This is a genomic window from Nitrosomonas oligotropha (genome assembly GCF_900106555.1).
GTDB lineage: Bacteria > Pseudomonadota > Gammaproteobacteria > Burkholderiales > Nitrosomonadaceae > Nitrosomonas > Nitrosomonas oligotropha_A.
Genome location: NZ_FNOE01000032.1, coordinates 1 through 23,839, shown reverse-complemented (window position 1 = coordinate 23,839; position 23,839 = coordinate 1). Strand labels below are relative to the sequence as shown.

The 23,839-nt window shown below is 45.5% G+C and carries 19 protein-coding genes and 1 tRNA gene; 12 read left to right on the top strand and 8 right to left on the bottom strand.

The window, feature by feature from the left end:
• Positions 1–583: 583 nt before the first annotated feature.
• The 6 genes from BLU57_RS13320 to ftsY form a co-directional block, all read right to left on the bottom strand.
• Positions 584–1,795 (bottom strand): tyrosine-type recombinase/integrase, encoded by a 1,212-nt coding sequence (locus BLU57_RS13320; RefSeq protein WP_090321842.1) that lies wholly within the window; start codon positions 1,793–1,795, stop codon positions 584–586.
• Positions 1,796–1,989: 194 nt separating this feature from the next.
• A tRNA-Ser gene (locus tag BLU57_RS13315) sits at positions 1,990–2,082 on the bottom strand.
• A gap of 70 nt (positions 2,083–2,152) precedes the next feature.
• Positions 2,153–2,998 carry an RNA polymerase sigma factor RpoH gene (gene rpoH, locus BLU57_RS13310; RefSeq protein ID WP_090321839.1) on the bottom strand — a complete coding sequence of 282 codons (846 nt, stop codon included), beginning with the start codon at positions 2,996–2,998 and terminating at the stop codon, positions 2,153–2,155.
• Positions 2,999–3,114: 116 nt separating this feature from the next.
• Positions 3,115–4,026, bottom strand: coding sequence for a permease-like cell division protein FtsX (ftsX, locus tag BLU57_RS13305; protein ID WP_090321837.1), 912 nt, complete (start codon positions 4,024–4,026; stop codon positions 3,115–3,117).
• Positions 4,023–4,676: a cell division ATP-binding protein FtsE gene (gene ftsE / locus BLU57_RS13300; RefSeq protein WP_090321834.1), complete on the bottom strand. Its 654-nt coding sequence runs from the start codon at positions 4,674–4,676 to the stop codon at positions 4,023–4,025. The genes ftsX and ftsE overlap by 4 nt, the downstream gene beginning before the upstream one ends.
• A 29-nt stretch (positions 4,677–4,705) precedes the next feature.
• Positions 4,706–5,731, bottom strand: coding sequence for a signal recognition particle-docking protein FtsY (gene ftsY / locus BLU57_RS13295; protein ID WP_090321831.1), 1,026 nt, complete (start codon positions 5,729–5,731; stop codon positions 4,706–4,708).
• An 82-nt stretch (positions 5,732–5,813) separates the two neighbouring features.
• Between ftsY and BLU57_RS13290 the strand changes: the two genes are divergently transcribed.
• On the top strand, positions 5,814–7,214 hold the full coding sequence (locus BLU57_RS13290; RefSeq protein WP_090321829.1) for a M16 family metallopeptidase: 1,401 nt from the start codon (positions 5,814–5,816) through the stop codon (positions 7,212–7,214).
• Between the two features lie 117 nt (positions 7,215–7,331).
• Here the strand turns inward: BLU57_RS13290 and BLU57_RS13285 are convergent, their stop codons facing one another.
• Both BLU57_RS13285 and orn read right to left on the bottom strand, forming a co-directional pair.
• A complete protein-coding gene (locus BLU57_RS13285) occupies positions 7,332–7,715 on the bottom strand; it encodes an EF-hand domain-containing protein (protein WP_090321826.1) in 384 nt (127 codons plus the stop codon).
• Positions 7,716–7,850: 135 nt separating this feature from the next.
• On the bottom strand, positions 7,851–8,396 hold the full coding sequence (gene orn / locus BLU57_RS13280) for an oligoribonuclease (protein ID WP_090321825.1): 546 nt from the start codon (positions 8,394–8,396) through the stop codon (positions 7,851–7,853).
• 152 nt (positions 8,397–8,548) lie between these two features.
• On the opposite strand from orn, the gene BLU57_RS13275 reads away from it, so the two are divergent.
• From BLU57_RS13275 to BLU57_RS13225, 11 genes are all read left to right on the top strand, one after another.
• Positions 8,549–9,805, top strand: a complete 1,257-nt coding sequence (locus BLU57_RS13275; RefSeq protein WP_090321821.1) for a M48 family metallopeptidase — start codon at positions 8,549–8,551, stop codon at positions 9,803–9,805.
• The gene (locus BLU57_RS13270) at positions 9,802–10,143 is read left to right on the top strand and encodes a 4a-hydroxytetrahydrobiopterin dehydratase (RefSeq protein WP_090321818.1); all 342 of its coding nucleotides are present in this window, start codon (positions 9,802–9,804) and stop codon (positions 10,141–10,143) included. Before BLU57_RS13275 ends, BLU57_RS13270 begins: the two co-directional genes overlap by 4 nt.
• 38 nt (positions 10,144–10,181) lie before the next feature.
• Positions 10,182–11,057 carry a ribosome small subunit-dependent GTPase A gene (gene rsgA / locus BLU57_RS13265; protein ID WP_256206295.1) on the top strand — a complete coding sequence of 292 codons (876 nt, stop codon included), beginning with the start codon at positions 10,182–10,184 and terminating at the stop codon, positions 11,055–11,057.
• A gap of 99 nt (positions 11,058–11,156) precedes the next feature.
• A complete protein-coding gene (locus BLU57_RS13260; RefSeq protein WP_090321814.1) occupies positions 11,157–12,812 on the top strand; it encodes a CHASE2 domain-containing protein in 1,656 nt (551 codons plus the stop codon).
• A gap of 46 nt (positions 12,813–12,858) precedes the next feature.
• Positions 12,859–13,758 carry a hypothetical protein gene (locus BLU57_RS13255; RefSeq protein WP_090321811.1) on the top strand — a complete coding sequence of 300 codons (900 nt, stop codon included), beginning with the start codon at positions 12,859–12,861 and terminating at the stop codon, positions 13,756–13,758.
• 44 nt (positions 13,759–13,802) lie between these two features.
• The gene (locus tag BLU57_RS13250; protein ID WP_090321808.1) at positions 13,803–15,515 is read left to right on the top strand and encodes a ShlB/FhaC/HecB family hemolysin secretion/activation protein; all 1,713 of its coding nucleotides are present in this window, start codon (positions 13,803–13,805) and stop codon (positions 15,513–15,515) included.
• A 26-nt stretch (positions 15,516–15,541) separates the two neighbouring features.
• On the top strand, positions 15,542–17,830 hold the full coding sequence (locus BLU57_RS13245; RefSeq protein ID WP_176776453.1) for a CHAT domain-containing protein: 2,289 nt from the start codon (positions 15,542–15,544) through the stop codon (positions 17,828–17,830).
• On the top strand, positions 17,827–21,459 hold the full coding sequence (locus BLU57_RS13240; RefSeq protein WP_090321803.1) for a beta strand repeat-containing protein: 3,633 nt from the start codon (positions 17,827–17,829) through the stop codon (positions 21,457–21,459). The genes BLU57_RS13245 and BLU57_RS13240 overlap by 4 nt, the downstream gene beginning before the upstream one ends.
• Before the next feature lie 203 nt (positions 21,460–21,662).
• On the top strand, positions 21,663–22,097 hold the full coding sequence (locus tag BLU57_RS13235) for a PDZ domain-containing protein (protein ID WP_176776452.1): 435 nt from the start codon (positions 21,663–21,665) through the stop codon (positions 22,095–22,097).
• A complete protein-coding gene (locus BLU57_RS13230; RefSeq protein ID WP_090321797.1) occupies positions 22,087–22,749 on the top strand; it encodes a M48 family metalloprotease in 663 nt (220 codons plus the stop codon). The genes BLU57_RS13235 and BLU57_RS13230 overlap by 11 nt, the downstream gene beginning before the upstream one ends.
• 138 nt (positions 22,750–22,887) lie before the next feature.
• Entirely contained in the window at positions 22,888–23,382 is a 495-nt protein-coding gene (locus tag BLU57_RS13225) for a YajG family lipoprotein (protein ID WP_218131676.1), read from the top strand.
• Positions 23,383–23,839: the final 457 nt, after the last annotated feature.

Sequence of the window (23,839 nt, the reverse complement as noted above, 5' to 3'; positions counted from 1 at the left end):
TTTTACTATACTTTCATAGAGGTAACCAATTTCACTTTAGTGACGCAAGCAACCACCCAAGGTTGCGTCGTTAAGGTAAACAAGATCACAAGTGCAACTATGTGCCTGCCGTGGCCTTAACTCGGCAACCGACCTCGCTAAGGACTGCAATCCGTAGCGGGGTTTTCTCATTTGGTGAGATGAGGTTCACAAATAATAGCACTGGTTGGCCAAGCTGCGATAGTTGTGGAATTCATAAAAATACATGGCGCTTCTATATTGAGAACAAACATTCATAATTACCAATAGATGTTGTGCTTCGGTTTGATAGTTTTGATGATTGTCGGGTGCGTATTCGTAGATATAAAAATTTAATGGAGAAGCTATATTTTATTTTCTATGGGGAAAATATATTTCATGAGTTTTTTCATGAGCTTCTAAAAGCTTTTAGAGCTATATTTCACGCCGCTTGCAGTGTGAAAATTTAGGGTGAGTAAGTACCAGAAAGTGCCAGAATAAACGGCATTAAAAAGCACAAATGTCACAGAATATTGCAATGTACCTAGTGCTACCAGTGGTAGTTGGTGAACAAGTGCTGTTAAATTTATGCAGCCTTAAACGGTATCACTTCCGCCCCGACTCTTTGCTTATCCAGATAATCCGCCCATTGCTGCATCATGTGCGCCCGTGGTTCAAGATACAGCGCATGGTTATAAGCCGCGGATACCGCATCGCGTTGAGTGTGCGCAAGCTGTAATTCGATATGGTCATGATTGAATTGCTGTTCGTGAAGGATCGTTGACGCCACACCCCGGAAGCCGTGCCCGGTCATGCGTCCGTGATACCCCAGCCGGTAAAGCGCGTATAGAATTGTGTTATTGCTCATCGATTTGCCGTCTCTTCGTTCGCTTGGGAATAACAGCACATCATCAGCCGCCAGCTTGTGGATTTCTTCCAGTAACGTTATAGCCTGCTGACTCAGTGGCACGATATGCGGGCTTCTCATCTTCATGCGTTCGGCTGGTATGCGCCATTCCTTTTTGTCCAGGTTGATTTCATCCCATCGCGCGCCGATCAGTTCACCCGTGCGAACAAACGTTAATGCCATAAGTTGCAATGCTAGGCGGGTAAGTGGTTGCCCGTTATACCCATCAATCTTACGCAATAACTCGGGCAATTCTTTCTCGCTCAATCGCTTGTGGTTGGTTTTTTTGGCAGGCTTCAATACATCGGAAGGCTTTATGTCCGCCGCCGGATTACGTTCCGCCAACCCGTGCGCCACGGCATAGCGCATAACCTGCCCGCACGTGGTTAATACACGCTTGGCAATATCCAGTGCGCCGCGCGATTCAACTTTGCGTACCATCGCTATAAACTGAGCCACCGTGATTTCATTGACGGGTTTATGACCAATGACCGGGAATATATCTGCTTCCATGCGCCGGATCGTGTAGTCTGCATGGCGCTCGGTCTTGTCATGCTTCCAGTGATTCCACCAAAGCCGCGCTACCGATTCAAAGCTATTGGCTGCCGCGATGGCTGCCTGCTGTTTTTCTTCCTTGCGGTTTTCCGATGGGTCTATACCTTGCGCCAAAAGCTCTTTAAAGCGGGTATGTTCCCGCCTTGCCGCCGCCAGCGATACAGCAGGATAGAACCCAAGGGACAGCATCTTTTCTTTTTCGTTAAAGTCATAACGGATACGCCATACTTTTTGCCCGTCTGGCTGTACCCATAAAACAAGACCTTTGCCGTCAGGTAAGTTATAACGCTTATTCTTTGGCTTTGCTGCTTTAATGATTGAATCGGTGAGTTTCATGCAACCCCCAAATATCGTTAAACAATACAAAAAACGGGTAACGAAAATCGAGTATATTTTTTACCCGATTTTTTACCCGTTTTTAGGAATGTTACCCGCTTTTCCCAAGATTGCCAATGATTGGCTATATTTGGGTAACTTTGTTTATTTTAAAGGGATTTTTTGGTGTTGCTGGGCAACGTTTGGAGGAAAGCTGGCGGAGAGGATGGGATTCGAACCCATGTGCCAAGTTACCTTGACCATCTGATTTCGAGTCAGCGCCGTTATGACCGCTTCGGTACCTCTCCTTGGGGTGGGAATGATACACCGGTTTGAGCTGGTTGAGGTCAAACCGGTATTTGAAATGAGGGTTTTTCGTTATGCCGTTGTTGCTAACGCGCCACGCATTTTTTGCAGTGCTTTGGCTTCAATTTGACGAACGCGTTCTGCAGATACGCCTAATTCCGCAGCAAGATCATGCAGCGTCGCGGTATCTTTTTCCCTTAACCAGCGCGCTTCAATGATATGGCGGCTGCGATCGTCCAGACATGCGAGCGATTGTTGCAGACCTTTTTCGCGTAAGTGCGTGATTTGCTCATTTTCCAGAATCTGGGATGGTTCTTCACCGTCGGTTAAATAACTGATCGGGCTGAATGCATCGTCTTCTTCATCCGAAATGGGTTCCAGCGAAATATCCGAGCCGTTGAAACGCTTTTCCATTTCCACCACTTCTTCGGATTTAACCCCCAGTTGCGTGGCCATTGCATCCACTTCTTGCGGGTTCATTGTGTCCAATCCTTGCTTCATACTGCGCAAGTTGAAGAACAGTTTACGTTGCTGTTTGGTGGTGGCTATTTTAACCAAGCGCCAGTTGCGCATGATGAATTCGTGAATTTCCGCTTTTATCCAGTGAACGGCAAACGATACCAAGCGTACGCCACGTTCAGGGTCAAATCGTTTAACGGCTTTCATCAGTCCGATATTACCTTCCTGAATCAAGTCGGCTTGCGGAAGGCCATAGCCTTTGTAACCGCGCGCGATTGCGACTACGAAACGCAAGTGCGACAAAATCAGCTGTTGCGCAGCCTCGAGATCGCCCTGATTCCACAAACGCCGGGCCAGACTGGTTTCTTCCTCTTGCGAAAGAATAGGGAAAGAATTAACAGACTGAATATAACTTTCTATACTTCCACCCATTGAGGGCAGTGTTAGAGCATTCGTCATTGTAATAATCTCCTGATTATGGATTGTGCTTACTCTTTAGTTTTTAATTAAATACATTCTAGCACTCCCATAATGAGAGTGCCAAATTTTTGAAAAGTTCGTGTTTAACGCCCGGTTTATTTGGGTTCGATTTGCCAGAGATGGCTTGCAACGGAGATGCGGGCGCCTAACCAGCCTAACCAAGCGGAAAAAAATAGCAAGCTGATACTGTCAGCTGAGGAAAGGTGTTGTAGTTGCAAATCAATACGATAAAGTTGCGCAAGGGCGACGAGCTCTTCATTGAGCGTGCGGATGGCCAGTGCCATGATAAGCCATGCGGTAGCGCCTCCCGCCAACCCCTGAATCGCACCGAAATAGAGAAAAGGACGCTGGATGAAACTATCGGTAGCGCCGATCAGTTTGGATATTTCAATTTCATCGCGCTTGGTAAGAATTTGCAGGCGAATGGTGTTGAACATGATCGCGATAATCGCAATGCTTAATAGCGTTGCCAGCATCAGCACGGCAAAACGGGCGAGATCGAGTAAGGCATTCAAGCGCTCGATCCAAACGGAATCAAATTGCACGTGTTCGATTTCCGGCCAGCTTTGTATGACCGTGCGCAATTGCTCCAATGCTTCGGTACTGTTTTCCAGAGTGTGAATAACAAAAGCATCCGGAAGTGGATTGCGCATCAAGCTGGCGGTGATATCCGTGAGTCCGGCACTTTGTTGTAACTGCTGGAGCGCGACGTCTTTGGGAATAAATTGGATTGTCTGGATTTGCGGATTTTCTTCCAAGCGCTGATTCACTTTCTCAATGCTATCTTGTGTCATATCAAGCTTAAGAAACAAACTTATTTGCGGGGAATCCGCAGTTTGTCCGGAAATGACCTGCAGGTTTTGCATGAGCACGTAAATGCCAGCCGGGAGGCTGAGGGCAATGCCCATCACAATGATGCTGAGCAAGCTGGTAACCGGCGTTGAAATCAGCCGTTTGAGCGTAAGAAAGAACACAAACCCGTGTTGCGTCAGCCATGCGCGTATCATGCCGCCAGTTTCCCTTGTTTGAGTGACAAAATGCGGTGTTGAGTGTCTTCCAGCAGCGAAGCATCGTGCGTTGCAATCAGCACAGTGACGCCCACTTGGTTGAATGAGGTGAACATGGTCATGATATCCCGGGCGTATTCAACATCCAGATTGCCAGTGGGTTCATCGGCAATCAGAATAGCCGGACGATGGACCACGGCGCGGGCGATGCACAAGCGCTGTCTTTCCCCGCCTGATAATGCAACCGGCATGGATTTTTCCTTTTTTAGCAAACCCACCTTATCCAAAGCGGCGCGAACCCGGGCAGCTACGGTATTGTTATCAAAATTGCTGATTTGCAGCGGTAGCAGGACATTATCAAAAACGCTGCGATCAAACAGCAGCTTATGATCCTGAAAAATGAAACCGATTTTGCGGCGCATATAGGGGATGGCGGCCGGTTTAAGCTGGGCGATATTCTGCCCGCTAATCGTGATGGTGCCGGATGTTGGCCGTTCGATGGCGGCGATAAGTTTTAATAACGTGCTTTTCCCCGCGCCCGAGTGGCCGGTCAGGAATACCATTTCACCGGATTCAACCGTGAGGTCAACGTTATTCAGCGCTACATACCCATCGGGATAACGTTTGGAGACATTTTTGAAAGTGATCATCGGCCTATGCCTTATGCTATCCGTAGTGTTTAATCAAACAATGCATCAACAAACTGCCGTGCGTCAAACGGCCTTAAATCATCCACACCTTCGCCGACGCCGATAAAACGTAATGCCGGTGGATTTTCCGGGTACTGCCCGGCAATTGCCGCGACTACACCACCTTTGGCAGTGCCATCCAGTTTGGTCAGGATCAGACCGGTGACACCCAGTGCTTCGTCAAACGCCTTGACTTGCGTGATGGCGTTTTGTCCGGTATTGGCGTCGAGCACCAGCAATACTTCGTGCGGCGCATTCGGCATCGCTTTGGCGACAACGCGTTTGACTTTTTTGATCTCCTCCATCAAATGCAGTTGCGTGGTTAACCTTCCGGCAGTATCCGCCAGCACGATATCGATGCCGCGCGCTTTAGCTGAATTGACCGCGTCAAAAATCACCGCCGCTGGATCGCCTTTTTTATCCGGATCGCTGTCCGGCGCAATCACGGTGACATTGTTGCGTTCCCCCCAAGCGATCAATTGCTCGCGCGCAGCCGCGCGGAAAGTATCCCCAGCAGCCAGCAATACCGATTTTCCCTCAGTCTGGAAATATTTGGCCAGTTTGCCAATCGACGTGGTTTTACCTACGCCGTTGACGCCTGTGATCATGATGACGAAAGGTTTATGTGTGGTAGTATCCAGCGGCTGCGCCAGCGGTTCCAGCATGGCAATCAGCGATTCCTTCAGTGCTTCCTTGAGTTGCGCCGAGTCCGTCAGGACATCGCGCTTGACTTGTTTGCGCAGATTCTCAAGCAATTGCTGCGTTGCGCTGACACCAATATCGGAGGTTAATAAAATAGTTTCCAGTTCCTCGTAAAGCGCCTCATCGATTTTGCCGCCGCCGAATAAGCCCGATAGCTGTTTACCTAAATTTTGCCGGGTGCGCGCCAAACCTTGCTTGAGTTTGGCGGCGAAGCTAATTGATTCCTCCGGCTTGGATTCGGATTCAACATCGGGAGAAACCGGTGTTTCAGTGGAATCTGCGGGATTTTTTTTGGATTTAAAAAAACTAAACATTCTGGTAGGCTCTTCTACTGATAGACATTGGAAATTCTCAAAGCCTATTTTATTCTGTTTACTCACATTTTGGTTGGTAAAAATGAAACCTGACTATTGTTTTACTGTACATCGCTTTTTTTCTTTTTCCGGGTTATTCATCGCGATTCTGCTGATTTCATCCGCAGCGGTTGCCAATCCGCATGAATTTTTACTCGATAATGGCCTGAGATTGATTGTTAAGCAAGATCATCGCTCACCGGTGGTGGTGACGCAGGTCTGGTACAAAGCGGGCAGTATCGACGAAGTAAATGGTGTCACCGGTGTGGCGCATGTGCTGGAGCATATGATGTTCAAAGGGACGGAGAAAGTTCCAAATGGCGATTTCTCAAAGAAGATTGCCGCTGCGGGCGGACGGGAGAATGCCTTTACCAGTTACGATTACACTGCCTATTACCAGCAATTGCATAAGAATCACTTGCCTATGGCGATGGAGCTGGAAGCGGACCGGATGCGCAATTTGATTCTGACCGAAGAGGAGTTTTCCAAAGAAATTAAAGTGGTGATGGAAGAGCGCCGGTTGCGTACGGAAGACCAGGCTCGTTCACTGCTATATGAAAAAATGATGTCGGTTGCGTATCAAGCGCATCCGTACAAAAACCCGATTATCGGCTGGATGAACGATCTGGAGAATATGCGCGTGGAAGATGCGCGCGAATGGTATGACCGCTGGTATGCGCCTAATAATGCGATATTGATTGTAGTCGGTGATGTCGATGCCAATGAAGTGTTCCGGCTGGCGCAAAAAAACTATGGCACTATCCCTAAGCATCCCTTATTACCGCTCAATGCCCGCAAACCCCAAATCGAGCCGCCGCAAACAGGCACTAAGCGCATCATCGTCAAAGCGCCGGCGGAGCTTCCTTATCTAATGATGGGGTATCACGCGCCCACGATTAGAAACGTCATGGAAGATTGGGAGCCGTATGCGCTGGAAATACTGGAAGGTGTGCTGGACGGCCATGCATCGGCCAGGCTGAATAAAAGTTTGGTACGTGAAAGCCAGATTGCCAATTCGGCCAACGCGGGCTACAGCGCGATGGCGCGCGGTCCAAGTATTTTCTTTCTGAGCGCGGTGCCGCGTGCCGGTAAAACGGTTGCTGAGCTGGAACAGGCCTTGCGCAAAGAAATCGAGAAAATCACCAAAGATGGTGTCACTGAAGATGAATTGGCGCGCGTAAAGGCACAGGTTGTCGCCGGTCATGTGTATCAGCGTGATTCTACCTTTTCCCAAGCCATGCAACTGGGGAGGCTGGAAAGCACCGGATTGTCCTACCGCGATATCGATATCATCCTGGAAAAGCTGAAAGCCGTTACTGCCGCACAAGTACGCGATGTGGCGAAAAAGTATTTTAATGACGATAGCTTGACCGTGGCGGTCTTGGATCCGCAACCGCTGGAAAAAAGAGCGCCCGCGAAAGTACCTGGCGGTTTAAGACATTAAGTCAGTTGAATCCATTGAAACGCTGACAGTCGCATTGAATTGCTGAAAATTTGAGCGGCTGTCAGGGTGAAGCGCTGAGGAATATTGTTAAGCTTCTAAGCGTTGTTTGTTTCCGGCTTAATGACTATGTGCACTGTCTTTGGATTGCTCCGTACTTCCATGTTTATGCATATGATCCATCATGCGGTGCATTTCCGATTGATCGATAACTCCGTCTTTGTTGGCATCCTTTTTGTCAAACATGGCTTCATGGTGTTTCATAAACTCTTCCTTACTGATTTTGCCATCTTTGTTCGTATCCACTGGCCCCATATGTTCACACTGATGGCCGTGCTTATCACCGGACTTTGCATCGCCATGACTATGACCTGCGGCTTGTCCGCTTTGATGTTGGTGACTGCTGCTTTGCGTTGCATCAGCGGCCAATACCGTGGTTGCATTGCCTGCGAGTAAAAAAACAGCTGCAACGGCGATAGAAACCAAATTTCTTTTGTGGCGCATCTTGTTTCTCCTAAATGAGATAATCAATGAATGAAAGAGCAAAATTTTCTTTCGGTTTTTTAGAAACGGTTCTCCCCGTAAAGTTCGGAAAACCATTTCAATATTATGCTATGTGATGCCGCGGAGAGCGTGAAGTCAGGTAACGATAAAATGCTCGCGGTAATATTTCAATTCGTTGATGGAATCATAAATATCGGACAAAGCTTCGTGCTTGCTGTCTTTGGAAAAGCCTGACGCAATCTGCGGTTTCCAGCGTTTGGCGAGTTCTTTGAGCGTGCTGACATCCAGGTTACGGTAATGAAAATAAGCTTCCAATTGTGGCATTGAGCGCACCATGAAGCGCCGGTCCTGGCAGATCGAGTTGCCGCACATCGGTGATGCACCGGTGGGCACATGCAGTTTCAGGAATTCGATCAGTTGTGCTTCCACTTCCGCTTCGTTGAGGTGCGACGCTTTGACCTTGCCAATCAGGCCGGATTTGGAATGTGTCGATTGATTCCACTTATCCATGCCGTTCAGCACTTCATCCGGCTGGTGCACGACCAGAACCGGGCCTTCGGCGATAGTATTAAGTTGTGAATCGGTAATCACCAGAGCGACTTCAATGATACGATCGGTATCCGGATTGAGTCCGGTCATTTCCATATCGACCCAGATGAGGTTATTGTTATCTTGTGCCATAATTGTTTTGATTTTTTTGAATGCAATGCGTTTAATTGTGTCATATCGCCATCAGTCCGTCACTTTTAAACAGACAGGGAATGCCCGGGTTATTTGGCAGTGATCATTGAATATTGAATGAATTCAAACTTTAGCGCTTAAAACAAACTACTATGCAAACATTTACTTTGGTTTTTATTTTCGCATTATTACTGACAACGTTGACTCAAATCTGGCTGGCGGCAAGACATATCGGTCATGTACGCACGCATAGGGACAAGGTGCCGGAAGAATTTGCCAGTCAGATCAGTTTAAGCGATCACCAGAAGGCTGCCGATTACACCTGCGCTAAGACGCGCGCGGGTTATCCGGGCATACTGCTGCATGTTGCGCTGTTGCTGGTAATTACCTTGGGCGGCGGCTTGAATGCCTTGAGTGAATTCTGGGCAGGTTGGTTAAGCGATCCCATTTTGCATGGCATGGCATTGATTATCAGCACATTCTTCATTATGAGCGCCGCTGACATTCCGTTGAATTACTACCGCACTTTTGTGATTGAAGAACAATATGGTTTCAATAAAATGACGCCAGCAATGTTTTTTACCGATCTGATTAAACAATCCGTATTGGGTTTATTGCTAGGCGCACCTTTGTTATTTTGCGTACTGTGGTTGATGGAGAAAATGGGCGAAAGCTGGTGGCTGTATGCATGGTTTGCCTGGATCGCTTTTAATTTGTTCGTTTTGGCAATTTTTCCAACGTGGATTGCGCCGTTGTTTAACAAATTTACCCCGCTGGAAGATGCGACGCTGAAAACGCGCATCGAGCAATTGATGAGCAAATGCGGTTTCAAAGCCAGTGGCTTGTTCGTTATGGACGGTTCGCGCCGCAGCAATCACGGCAACGCGTATTTCACCGGTTTCGGTAAAACCAAGCGCATTGTCTTTTTCGATACTTTGCTGGCGCGTCTGAACCCAAGCGAGATTGAAGCGGTATTAGCGCACGAATTGGGGCATTTCAAACACCGTCACGTGATCAAACGCATTGTAATTTCGTTCGCGATGAGTCTGGCATTTCTTTGGTTGCTCGGTTTTCTGATGGGGCAAAGCTGGTTTTATGAGGGACTGGGTGTAACGGTTGCAGCCGTGCCGTCAACGGCGATGGCTTTGTTGCTGTTTTTCCTGGTGATGCCGGTGTTTACTTTCCTGCTGCATCCAATATCGAGCATTTACTCCCGTAAACACGAGTTTGAAGCGGATGCTTATGCCGCGCAAAATGCTTCGGCAGATGATCTGATTCACGCACTGGTCAAACTGTATCAGGACAATGCCGCAACACTCACGCCGGATCCGCTGCATTCCGCATTTTATGATTCACATCCACCTGCGGCTATTCGCGTGGCGCACTTACAAAGTCAGGGGCAAGCATGAGTAATAACGTATGCGACTTAACTTCCAAGCAATGCAAACCGTGTGAAGGCGGCGTACCGCCGCTGTCGGGCGCGGAAGTTTCGGCTTTTTTGCAGCAAATTGAAGGATGGCAGTTGCAAGACAAACAGATCAGCAAAGCCTACGCGTTCAAGAATTACTACCAGACCATGGCGTTTGTGAATGCGGTAGCATGGATTTCGCATCGCGAAGATCATCACCCCGATATGCTGGTGGGCTACAATCAATGCGTGGTCACGTATACCACGCATGCGATCGGCGGCTTATCCGAGAATGATTTTATCTGTGCGGCGAAAATCGATAAGTTGTTCTCAATTTGAGCGCTCGCTCCGGAAAAAACAAGCCACAAACGAAGTGTTTGACTGGACAAGTGGTTGCTGCATTCGGCAGACACTATTCGGTTGAAACAGCAACTGGAGAAACCATCTCTTGTGTCATGCGCGGCAAAAAAGGTGGGATTGCTTGCGGCGACCTTGTGGAATATCAGTTGACTACCGTTGGTCAAGGTGTGATTGAAACGGTACAGCAACGCACTTCATTGCTTTACCGGAGCGACGCGTTTAAGGAAAAAATCATCGCCGCCAACGTCACGCAAATCATCATTGTAGTCGCGGCCACTCCCAGTTTCAGCGAGGAGCTGATCAACCGCTGTCTGGTTGCGGCAGAAAGTGAGAATATCAAAGTATTGATAGTACTGAATAAAGCTGACCTGATCGAACCGACCCAAACGGCGATGGAAGCGCTCTCGCTGTATCAAAATCTTGGCTATGCCGTATTGCAATTAAGCGCTACACAGGATATTTCGGCGCTTCGGCCTTATTTGTCAGGCCACCTCAGTGTTTTGGCCGGGCAATCCGGCATGGGCAAATCCACATTGCTCAATGCATTGATACCTGAAGCCAGGCGCGCTACTGCGGAAATCTCATTAGCGCTCGATTCCGGCACCCACACCACCACCCATTCGCATCTTTATCATCTCGATGGCGACAGCGCTATCATCGATTCACCCGGTTTCCAGGAATTCGGTCTGAATCATATCAAAGCAGAAAACCTGGCGTGGGGCTTCATGGAGTTTCATCCTTATATCGGGCGATGCAAATTCAATGATTGCCACCATACCCGGGAACCCGGTTGTGCTGTGTTATTGGCAGTACAACAAGGGAAAATTCATCCTAAGCGTTTAGCTTTTTATCAGAAACTATTGCGACACGATGAGTTTAGTGCAAATATTTAACTCTATGAGATAGATCTGAGTAAATAGTCAGAAAAACTTCTTTCAACCCAATATTAGTGCTTTTATAGTTATTTTGATGCATACAACTGAAATGACTCAATGAAGGTAAGATCTGAAGCAAAAAAAGAAACGAATTATCGTCATACATGGTGGGGAAAAGCTGTTGTTACGTCCTTAACGGCATGGATGTTCGCATCAACTGTTGCTGTAATTTTGGTTATATTGCATACGATTGATTTTAGACCAATAAAGCATCTGGAGCAGTTTGGAATTGATAGAAGCATGCGGCTATATTCAGATACAGCATCTATATCAATGCCTTATAAATATGTGTTTGTCGATGTCGATAAAGAAGCTTGTAAACAATTTCTTGATGACAATACTGATTGGGATCCTGAATGCCGGACTAGCAAACCCGTTCCAACCAGTTTAATAATTGATTTTGTCCGAGTTGCAAAAGAATCCCAAGCTGCATTAGTAATTATTGACGTGAGTTCACCAGATAAAAATGAACCACTTGATCGCGAAGCGCTTGCGCGAGAACTCGCGGTCGGTTCGGATCATTCTGATACTTGGATCATTGCCCCCGTTTATGCTAGACCGAGTGATTCAATCAATGGACTGACCATTGATGGTGATACGCGATTTGATATTGTTCCCAGTCATACTCGAGGACGTTTGCGGCTTGCATCAGTGGCAACTTATGCGGATCATGGAGTTATTCGTGCTTATCCAACGGCTTCATGTTTTGTCACTGCGGAGGGTCAACGCTGGATACCGACAATCCCATATCTGGCAGCATTGCTTATAAAAAATCCTTTAGTGGAACAGCACTATTATGATTCTGTAGAAACATCCAAGACTGTCGCAACTAATGCACTTCAAAGCTGCAGTAAACTGGAAATCTCATCTGATTCTTTAGTGAATGAAATAAGCTTTGATTTACCATTGTTCGATCCACTCGATACAAATCAAATTCCGGCCATTATTCATTTTTTTTACTCATTACCGAGCTTGGGCGCGCTTGCTGATGTTCATGAACGAGAGTCTGTGAGTTGGAATCATATCTACAACTACGAATACTATGAAGCGAGTAAATTGATAAGCCATGATTGCTTGCACCAACATATCGATGGTTCTTCAACAAGCCCGGGATGCTTTATAACAAATGAAGAATATTACAGGGGAAAGATTATAGTGCTTGGTTCCAGTCGAGCACAGGCGATGGATCAGATGCAAACACCAATCGGCTCAATGTCCGGTAGTGAACTCATTTTAAATGCTACCCGCGCTCTTCTGGAATTTAAGCCTTTGAGGCAATCTCCACCATTAACGATGCTCATAGAAAAGCTCAAAGGTATAGGCATAGCGATGGGGCCAATGTTCATTGCCTGGTGCCTAATATTCTTAAGTGGTCCGATTGTGCGGCAAATTCGTTGGAATCTATTGATTAGGCGCAGAAAATCAGGGCTGAAAATACTTTGGCAATGTCATTGGCAAGTATTTTATTGGCTCCGCTCACTATTTGTAGTTTTTGTTTTTATATTGGGAATTTACGTTGCTTATATACTTGAAGTGGTATATTTGCTAGATCAGCTGAAACAAGGCATTGCGACTGATCTGTTACTTCCAGCATTTGCTTTGGGGTTGCAAGGATTTGCCGTTGCGGCCAAACTAGCCTCAGCGGCTTTTTATAACATGGCTGAGGCCTTCTTTGGATTTCTATTGAATCGGGTGAAAAGTTTTTTTCATTAGAAATCCTGATACTTATCTAATCAATGGATAATAGAAGGGAAGATAAATGAATTCTTATCATTGGTGTATTAGTATTTTCTTGCTGCTATTTTCTACAGCAGTGGCGGGTAGTAGTTGTCAGGTTGTTGGAAAAATTAGTGATATTGTCAACAAAAACAATGGCAGTAGCGCGTATGTGTTACGTGCAGCTTGCGAACCTCAAGAACGGGTTGTTGCATTCGTGTATCAATGGCTCTACGAAGGGGATCGGATCGAGATTACAGGGAATGCAGAAGTATTGGTGTCTCTGGCTAAAGGTGAAAAGCGAGTTTTTACACAAAATACCAACGGAATATCACTTCATGAGCAAACAATCAATGATATTCACAAAAATCAAAACAGTATTTCGGGAAAAGTACAAATAGCGATTGGAATATGGAAAGCGCTGGAAAGACAGAGAAAATCCATACCCTATTTTAATAAAGTCCGTGGATCAGCTCAGAATTTAGTTATTACGGAAGACCCCTTATTACCTTCTGGTTTACAATATCTTCCCGCTGACTATGATCGAATTGCTTTGCTTTGGAAAGGCGGTCCGGCTACAGTAATTTCTACTTCGGCAGAAAAAGTTAAAGAAATACGAAGTGAGAGTTGGTCCTATTTAGTATTGCCAATTTCTGGAAATCAATCAGAAAATCTCATTCGATTGCAAAATAAGGATATAAGCTGGAACATCAAGACTGCATCTACAATTCCTGTTCCTCAAGGAATAAATGAAAGTGATTTAATATCCCCATCATCGCAATTGGCTCGGGCGCTGTGGATTCTTAAAGAAGGTCCGGGAGAATGGCGATTGTTTGCGCTTTCAGAGCTCGCAAGATTATCTCAAGAAGGAGTTTTCTCGGCTGAAGAATTATGGAAAGCTGCTCTTTCGGGGGAATTAGTCTCGGTACTTCAAGCAAAATAAATAACGCTTAAGAACAACATCCGCTGCTATTAACAAGAAAAGAAATGAAAAGCCTACGCCTTCAAATGGCTATCTGCTGGGTACTTTTTGCATCTACAGCAAGTGGTCAAAATCTCATCAACCCTGCGTCGAGTCTTCGCCCAAGTGAAAATCCACTTTCATTGGAATCAATACCAGCAACATCTGGAATTACAATTCCAGAAAAGCTTGAGAGCAAACCATCTGCTCAAGAACAAAGAAATCAGATACTAGGAGCTATAGAATTAGACAGCGTCTTGTTTGAAGGCAATACTGTTTTTTCAATTAAAGAGCTCAATGCGTTAGCGAAGCCATACTTACATAGGCTTGTCGGTGTTGATGAGCTTGAGGAATTGCGCCGCTCCATTACTTACTACTACATCAATAAAGGCTATATTACTTCAGGAGCAACTTTCCCACCGAGTCCGATCGAAGGAAAAACGCTACGGATAAGAATTGTGGAAGGGAAGGTCGGAGAGATGCGCATAGACGGGGAGGGTTGGTTGCGCCGAAGCTATATTGAGAATCGCTTGATTCCGGATAAAAACTCCCCGTTAAACATGAATGTGCTACAAGACCGGTTTCGCTTGTTACTGACAGATCCTCTGTTTGAGCGCTTGAATGGCCGGTTGTTACCTGGCGCTGATCGTGGTGTCAGTATTTTGGATCTGGCAGCTACGCGCTCACAGCCTTATCAGCTATCTGCGATATCGGATAACTATCGAGCACCCTCAGTCGGGGGTATTGCGCTCGGTGCAAATGCTTGGATACGAAACCTGACAAAGCAGGGCGACTTCATCGATTTCACTTTTCTAACCAGTGCCCCATCTGGGGGTGACGCCTATCAGTATTCAGGCAATTGGCTGGTACCGATTGGCGATTACGGTACACGAGCCTATTTCTCGGCTAGCAATTCGAATGTCTCAATTATTGAAGAGTCATTAGTCAATATCAATATTAAAAGTAACTCCCTCACAGTGGAAGGCGGGATTAATCAATTGCTGATTGATAATTTTCAGAGACGGCTCTCGTTTGGTGCAGGGATTAGCATCAAAGACAATGAGACTAGTTTGCTGGGACACTCTTTTTCTTTTATTCCGGGATTGCCCAATGGAAAAAGCCAAATCTCGGCGGTTCGTATCAACCAGGAATATATAGAGCGTTGGGAAAAATTTGCTTGGGCATTGCGTTCCACTTTTAGTATTGGTATTGATGCGCTCGGTTCGACTATTCAGAAAAACCATCTGAATCCTGACAGTGAATATTTTGCATGGTTAGGGCAAAGCCGAGGGGTATGGAATGTGCCGCAAATTAAAAGCGATTTCGTGTTTAAGGGGGCCGTACAAGTCAGTGATGATCCGCTTCTGCCCTTAGAGCGTATGGCCGTGGGCGGTCGCAACACTGTGCGCGGCTATCGTGAGAATCAATTGGTTCGAGACAATGGCTATGCAGCCAGCACAGAATTACATATCCATTTGGTCGGGGATAGTCAAACGAAATACCGCTTTGATTTAGTGCCATTCTTTGATTTTGGAGCGGCCTGGAACAACAATGATTCGACACCGATCCAGCAAACGATGCGGCATATTTACTCCGCCGGAATTGGATTTCAATTTCGAATGTATCGTTTTAACAGCGAGTTTTTCTGGGCACATCGGCTAGAAAGCCAATCTCCACGGCAGCACGGGGATTTACAGGACCAAGGCATTCATTTTCAGGCACGGCTTGATGCTTTCTAAAGGAACATATAAAAATGCACTACCGTATGACCGTTCTCCTGCTTGCTGCACTCCTAATCGCTTGTTTTTCTAACGGTACGCTTGCTAAAACACCCACCGATGATTTATTGCAAAAAGCCAACGATTATCTGGGTAAGGGGCAATATTATTTGGCGCTACGAGAGGCTGAGAGTGTTTTAGGAAACAGAATAACCCAAGAACAGCAATCTCTCGCCTATGGAATCAAAGGCAATACCTTATTGATCATGCAACGCTACAGCGAGGCAGAAGAATCTTTACTTAAAGCATACGAGCTGACCGAAGAGAAACAACGCAAAGCAGGTTATGCCAACAGTCTGGGTGTGCTTTACTTGAAGATGCAGGATCAAACCAAGCCGCCGCAATTCTTTCGGCTTGCTGCCGAGCTTGTCGAGAACGATCCAATCTTGGCATTAAGGATTAAATTAAATCAGATGCGTGTTCAACCAGAAAACGTCAGTCTGCCCGGCTTTACAACAATTCTCTCTGAAATTGCTGCTGTTGATTCTGCTGATGAGCGGATTCGATATTATTTGAATTTGGCGTCAATCGTAAAATCGTATGCGCTACCGTCACATACCGAACTCATACAGCATGCGTTGGAAAGCGCACACGCTGATAGCACCGTCAATACAGATAAATCGTTGCGCATCGAAGCACTCGATAGCCTTGCCGAGTTTTATGAGTCGCAAGGCAAAAGTGAACAAGCGCTGGCGTTAAGCGAACTGGCTGCTTCGCTGACAGATCGAATGGATGTGGATGATTTAATGATCCAGATTGAGTGGCGCAAGGGCAGAATCTACCAGCAGCAAAAGCGTGACAATGAAGCTTTGATCGCTTTCGGAAAAGCTGTTGATTACGTTCAGGCCATACGCAGGGATATTCCAGTGTCATACGAAGATGGCAAATCGTCTTTCCGTAAAACCTTGGAGCCGATATATTTAGGCTATACCCATCAATTGTTAAAAAAAGCCGGGCATCAAAATGGCGAAGCCAAGCAACAAACGTTATTACTGGCGCGCCAAACTATCGAGTTAATCAAACAATCCGAATTGGAAGATTTCTTGGGCGGGCGTTGTTTGATCGAAGGAATGCAACGCAGTGAGCTGGATGACATGGATATGCAAGCGGCTATCCTGTATCCGATTATTTTGGAAGATCGGTTGGAATTGCTGGTTGGTATCGGTAAAACGATACGCCAGTTTTCCGTTTCTGTTTCAAGAGAACAACTTCGTGATGCAATTAATAGTCTGTCCGGTCAATTGCGCAAATGGACGATCTCTCCAGGAGATATGGGTGATTCGGATGCTTATCAGCAACCGGCTGAAAATATCTATCGATGGATGATTGCACCCATAGAGCGTGACTTGGAAAAAGAATCCATCAAAACGCTTGTGATCGTACCTGATGGCATGATGAGATTGGTACCTTTTGCTGCTCTATATGATGGCAGAGTGCATTTGATTGAGAAGTACGCAGTTTCCGTGTCACCCGGGATGAGTTTGTTAGGAAACAGAAATAGCCGTCCATTACACAGTTACCAAACTTTACTTGCCGGAATTAGTAAACCAGGTCCCGCTGTTGAGAAAATATCGGAATCAACGATCAATAAGTTGCTGTTGGCTGATTCACAATATCGCGACCAACAGATAGTTTCACGCAGCCTATTCAATCATCATCTTCGAAATCCCGCGATCACCCGTGAAACTCATAGCCCTGTGAGCGGGTTACAAGATATTCAGAGTAAGCTGAGCTTGCCGGGTGTGGAAACAGAGCTGGTCAGCCTTAAAGAAGCACTGAAAAGCACACTTCTACTAAACGAGCAATTTACCGTAGCCAATTTTTATCAACAAGTTTCTACCCAATCATTCGACATCGTTCATATCGCATCGCACGGCTTTTTCTCGTCCGATGCAGATAAAAGTTTTTTAATGGCCTACGACGACATTCTAAAGCTGGATGATCTTAAAAGTTTCTTGAAGAGAGGCAAGGATGCTACAAAAGGGATCCAGCTGCTGACATTCAGCGCTTGCGAAACGGCCGAAGGCGACGATCGCGCTCCGCTGGGTTTTACCGGCGCAGCGCTCAAAGCGGATGCGCAAAGCGCGCTTGGTTCGCTATGGCCGATTTCCGATGAGGCGGCTTCACAATTGATGATCAGTTTCTATAAAAACTTGATGCAACATAAGAGTAAGGCGGAGGCACTCCGGCAAGCGCAATTGGAATTGTTAAAGACAGATCACTTGCGCCATCCTTCTTTCTGGTCCCCATTTATTTTGGTTGGAAATTGGTTATGAAGAATTATCGATGCTTTCCCCGGATCAACGAATTTGCTGTTGGCATCGCTGCCATACTGTTGCTTGCCGGCAACGCAGCAGCAGTCAATACTCACATTCAAACAGACGGTACATTGCCAGGAGCCGATGCGCTCAATATCAACGCACCCGGCTCAAACCATCTTTACACCCTGTCGGAAATTAACGGCAAATTATCCGGCCATAATTTGTTCTACAGCTTCTCGAATTTTAGTATTGGGACAGCCGATGCCGCATGGTTTAACTTGAACACACCCGATTTGGCCAATGTAATCAGCCGTGTCACGGGTGGAGCAGAATCCATTATTGATGGTCAGCTTAAAATGACCAATGTTGGCAGTGCACCCAGCTTTTTCTTCATTAATCCTGCGGGAATCACTTTCAATTCAGGTGCATCTGTTGATGTGCCCAGTTCTTTTTATGTGAGTACTGCCAGTAGTTTAAATTTTAGTGATGGCAGTCAATATCCTGCCAATGAAACGAACACCAGCTCGCTATCTTCCGCTAACCCGGATTCATTTGGGTTTTTGGGTAATGAAGTGGGTAACCTTAATTTGAGTGGTGCAGAAACGGCAAGAATCAATCTCAACTTCAAGCCTGGATCTGAAGTGGTTTTTGTTGCAAATCAGATTGCTATTATTAATGCAAGCATTTCAAATGCAGATATTGCTCAAGCGGGTCTTAATCTACAGATTGTTGCTACTGGAAAAGAAGATACTGGTATCAAGCTAAATGCCCTTCCGGGGCAAGCTACCTCAGGCAATTTAACTTTACAAAATGCTTATTTATTGCCTTCGGGGAGCGGATCAGGAAATTTATTGATCCGATCGGGTGAGGTATCAGCTACAGGCAGCCTCTTAGTTAGTAATAATTATGGCGAAGCCACAATTCCAACAAACCAAGGTATTGATGTGCATTTACATTCATTGTATGCAGAGAAAACTTTCATAGCGACGATAGCTAGTGCTGCAGGGGGCGCGGGAAATGTTTTGGTTAATGCAGATACTAAAATACAAATGAGTGGAGGTTTTATTTCATCGCTTAATACTAAGAATACACAAGGACAAACCGGTGTAGTGACAATTAACACCGGAGAATTAGAGCTTGATAGCAATGCATTTATTGCAGCTAACGCAAGCGGAGGAGACGCGAAAAATGTGAATGTGAGCGCTAATTCTATAACTCTAAATAACGGAGGAAGTATTGTCTCATTTTCATTTGAGAATGCAACTGGCAGTGGCGGAACCGTTACTGTTAATACCAATCTTCTTAAGATAGATCATGGTTTCATTAATACCGGAACAAGTAGCGATATGAAAGCTGGTGATGTATTGGTAAACGCAGATTCGATTGCGATGACTAATACTGGGGGCATTTCATCTTTTTCGTTAAAAGATTCAAAAGGCAGTGGCGGCACTCTAACAATTAACGCTCGAGAATTAGAACTTGATCACTCTGCTGCTATTCAGAGTAATTCAGCAGGCAATATAGATGGAATAAGCATCGATGTGACGGCTGATTCATTGATATTGAAAGATAAAAGTAACATCTCTGTGTCTTCTATCGAAAATGGGAAAGCTAATTTGGGAACTTTATCGATCAAAGCCGAACGACTTGAAATTGATGATGGGAATATCAGTAGCCTAACTGCAAGTGAGTACAAATCGGGTAAGGTCAATATAACTACAGATTTTCTGAAGTTAAGCAATAATGGAGCAATTATGTCAGCCTCCGGCGAGAAGGCAACAGGCAGTGGTGGCGAAGTTATAATCAATGCCGGTCAATTGGAAATTGACCATGCAAACATTAGAGTCAACACACTGGGTATGGGAGATGGCGGTAGTGTGGTTGTGAATGCGGATTCTATAAAAATCAATGATGGAGGTATAACCGCAAATTCCCAGGGCAATGGAACAGGCAATGCCGGTACAGTAATAGTAAACGCTGAGCTGATAGAAATTAGCAACGCTCATATTTCAAGCGATACTTCTAGCAAGGGTAATGCGGGTAAAGTGACTGTAGTGGCAGATTCCTTGAGGATTACTAATGAAGGTCATATTAGCACTGACTCTCATAATGATGGCGATGCCGGTAGTGTGGAAGTTACCGCTAATTCTCTAAAACTTGATAGTAAGGGAGGAATTTCATCTGATGCCAGCTTGAATTTCGAACTCAATGGTACGAAAGGCAATGGAGGTAACGTAATAGTCAATGCTCAGAAACTGGAGTTGGATGATGGAAGTATTAGTAGTGGAACATTCGGCGAAGGCGGTGCGGGAAGTGTAGTTGTTATCGCTGATTCCATAAAGCTTAGTAACAATGGCAAGGTTACATCTGAGACGCTTGGAAAGGCAAAGGGTGATGGCGGAGATGTGATATTGGACGCTAACATGCTTGAAATAAATGATGGATTTATTTCAAGCAAGACAATGAGTCGAGGTAATGCCGGGAATGTAGAGATAACAGCCGACATCCTGATAATGTCAAATGATGGAGAGATCTCATCAGGATCAGGGAATAGCAGAGACATAACCGCAACGGGACATGGTGGAATAGTATCGGTCAATACTGAGTATCTAGACATTAGCAATTCGTTTATCATCGGTGAAACATATGGAACTGGAAACGCTGGGCAAGTGAATATCAATGTAGATTCTTTGCAGCTACATGAGAATGGATTCATTAGCTCAAGTACCTTTGGTTCTGGCTATGCGGGTGATATTACGGTTACAGCTAACATCCTGACGGCCCAAGGCAATGGAAATACTTTCATTGATCTATCCTCAAAGAATCTTACTGGAGTTTTTAGCGGCGCAGGCTCCGAATCAAGCGGACAAACCGGAAATATCAACATAAATTCAAAAAATGTTATTAGCTTCAATAATGGAGCACAAATCAGCATTAAGAACGATGCGATAGTTGCTGAAACTCAACTTGCTTCTTTAACGCCGACTGCTATCAACATTGACACAGCCAATCTATTTCTAACGGACAGTCGGATTGCCGCTGATTCCAATGGGAATGTGGATGCCGGTAATATTAATATTCATTTTGCAGATCAGCTATTTCTCGATCCATCCCAAATTACAACGGAAGCAACAGATGGGAACGGAGGTGCTATCACAATTCAAGGCGAAGGTTCGATTTTTCTGCTGGATTCCTCCATTACAACTTCCGTCAAAGGTCAATCAGGCAATGGCGGTAATATCGCTATCACAGCTAATGGTTTGATTCTCGATAGTGGTTTCATTCAAGCGAATACCGCAGCTTCTGGTGCTAGCGGCGGAAAAGTTGATATCCAAACACCGGCACTCATTCCAAGCGGTAGTTCCTTATTTATCGGTGGTAATTCACCATTCCAATTCCAACCCTTCTCCGGCTTGAACGTAATCCAAGCTGCCGCACCGGATGGTGTCAGTGGAACGATCAGCACTGTCACGCCACAATTGAACTTGAATGCAATGATGACCAATCTGGCCATAGAATCATTCGATTCCAATGTGTTAAATCGCGACATGTGCGAGGTCAGTGACAGTAGTTCTTTGTTGCAATCCGGGCGTGGAGCGCAGCCATTGCGTGCCAGGGATTTGTTGTTGTCGCCGGTGTTTTAGCTCCGCATTACTTCTAATTGTCCGGGAAATACCGGTTTCCCGGACAATTTCCATACGTAGTTCTATCAATATCAATCATTCATTCTGGTTGTTATCGTAAAAATCATATTGGTTTCACAATAAGTTTTATTTGAATAATCGGCTTGTTCTAAGACTTCTGAGACCAAAGGATTTTCTTAACGAAAAACAGGGAGTGGATGATCATGAAAATTTTATTACTGGCTGTTTTGTTGCTATTAACTGCTTGTGCGACTCAAACGCATAACCCAAAAGAGCGCACGGAGATTTCGGAAGCGCAAAAAGAAGCGTGGGCAGAAGAAATAAAAAAATGGCGGCGTGATTCGGATAGGCTTGAATCAGTCTCTTTCAGAGTTTTAACCAAAGGAATCTATTATTGTAAGAAGCTGGATCACACTGCCACTTATCTTGGCGTCCAATTCTGGTCAAATCAGCAACTTCAACCTGAGTGGCGCGAAGTGGCGCAATCAAAACTCAACCTCGGCAGCGAGCCGCAGATATCCTTTGTAGTCCCCTCATCACCGGCAGATTCGGCAGGGCTCAAGGCTGACGACAAAATCATGGAAGTTAACGGGGTGATTGCGCAAACAGTATCCAGATACTTTGAAAATGATCAATGAAGCAGCGGCTACCGGAAACCCCGTTACATTTACCCTACAACGGGCCGGCGAGCGCAAGATGATTTCCGTGACACCGGTCATGGCCTGCAAAAGCAAAGTTTTTATGGGTAATGAATATTCTATAAACACAGCTGCGGATGGTGAAGTTGTTCAGGTTTCCAGGGGCTTATTGCATTTTGCCAGATCTGATGAAGAGGTTGCCGCAATCGTAAGCCATCAACTTGCCCATAATGCTAGGAAACATCAAAGAACAAATAAAATCACCGGTGTTTTGGGGGGCGTTGTTGGTGGTATTTTCGGCGGAGCGGCGGATGTGGCTCTCGGCTTGGTGACGGGAGGAACATTTGTTACTGGTACATTTACCCAACTTGGCTGGGCAGCAGGAAACTCAATGGCTGGGGGTATTTCGGTCAGTCAACTGCAACAAGCAGATCAAGATAGTCTGCATTTGATGGATATGGCTGGATATGAAATAGAAAATGTACCGGCATTCTGGCGCAGAGCTCAGGAATTCGATGATCCAAAAATTATCAATGGGCTAGGGAACTCTCATCCTTTCTTGCAGGAGCGCTTCTTGACCATGGAGGCCACGCAAAAAGAAATCACAGAAAGAATCCAAAGGGGCGATTCTCCCTATGCTCTCAATCTCTAAATAAAGATCAGGAAGGTCTGGATAACACGATGTTCAGGTTATCGCGGATAAGGAAATCACATTACTCATTAATCGACTCCACAAAAATTCTAAACAACTATTTTTTACAAGGAAAAAACAACATGAGCATGAAAATACTTGCCATTGCAGCTTGTTTCGCAGCTTTTAGTCTTGCAGGATGCGCGCTCACCACGGATCGAATTGAGCTTCAGTATAAGCAACAGCAAGGTGTTACGCAGATTCCTGGGGCAAATAATATTTCTGTTGCGGTTAGAGTTTCTGATTTGCGTCAAGATAAAAGCAAAGTTAGTAACAAGAAGAATGGATATGGAATGGATATGGAATGGATATGGAATGGAAATGGCCCCAATTCTTGCGACAGAAGATGCCACTGTTACTATCCAAAGAGCCATCGAGCAAGAACTCAAGGCACGAGGGTTTCAACTTGATGCAGATGCTGCTCACATTCAGATTGCGGGGGATCTGGCCAGATTTTATAGCGACCATAAAATGGGCTTTTTTTCTGGTGATGCAATTGCTGATCTGAATATGTCAGTGACTGTTAAATCGAAGAAAGGAGATCAACTGTATTCTCGACAAGTTGTTGTACAAGGCATCGAGCCCAACACATAACTTGCAGGCGGCGAGAATGCAAGGCTTGCACAACAGCGCGCTTGAAAATGGAATGAAAGCACTTTTTGAGGATCAGGCATTCTTAGCCGCTCTGGTAACAATGCCATAACTGTTCGCGCTACATTGCAGAGTCCATATCTGGAGTTGGAGTTGTCCCCTTTGAACGGACACATTAAGTTCTGTTTAAAGGAGAAATAAGATGACACAAAACTACAAGCCAGCCTACCCGGCGGAGTTTCGCCAACAGATGGTGGAATTGGTAGCGTTAGGTGTAAGAAACCTCAGGGTTGTTTACAGAGAGGTTGATTGAAATAAGCGTTGAGTATTTCATAAGGGGTGGCATTATTCAAACTCTTATGAGGTGTAAGAATTCCTAGCGTTGTTTACAGTATTCAGGAGAATACTGTAGATGAACATACACAAACGCACTCGCTTAACATTATTGGATCGTCAGGAA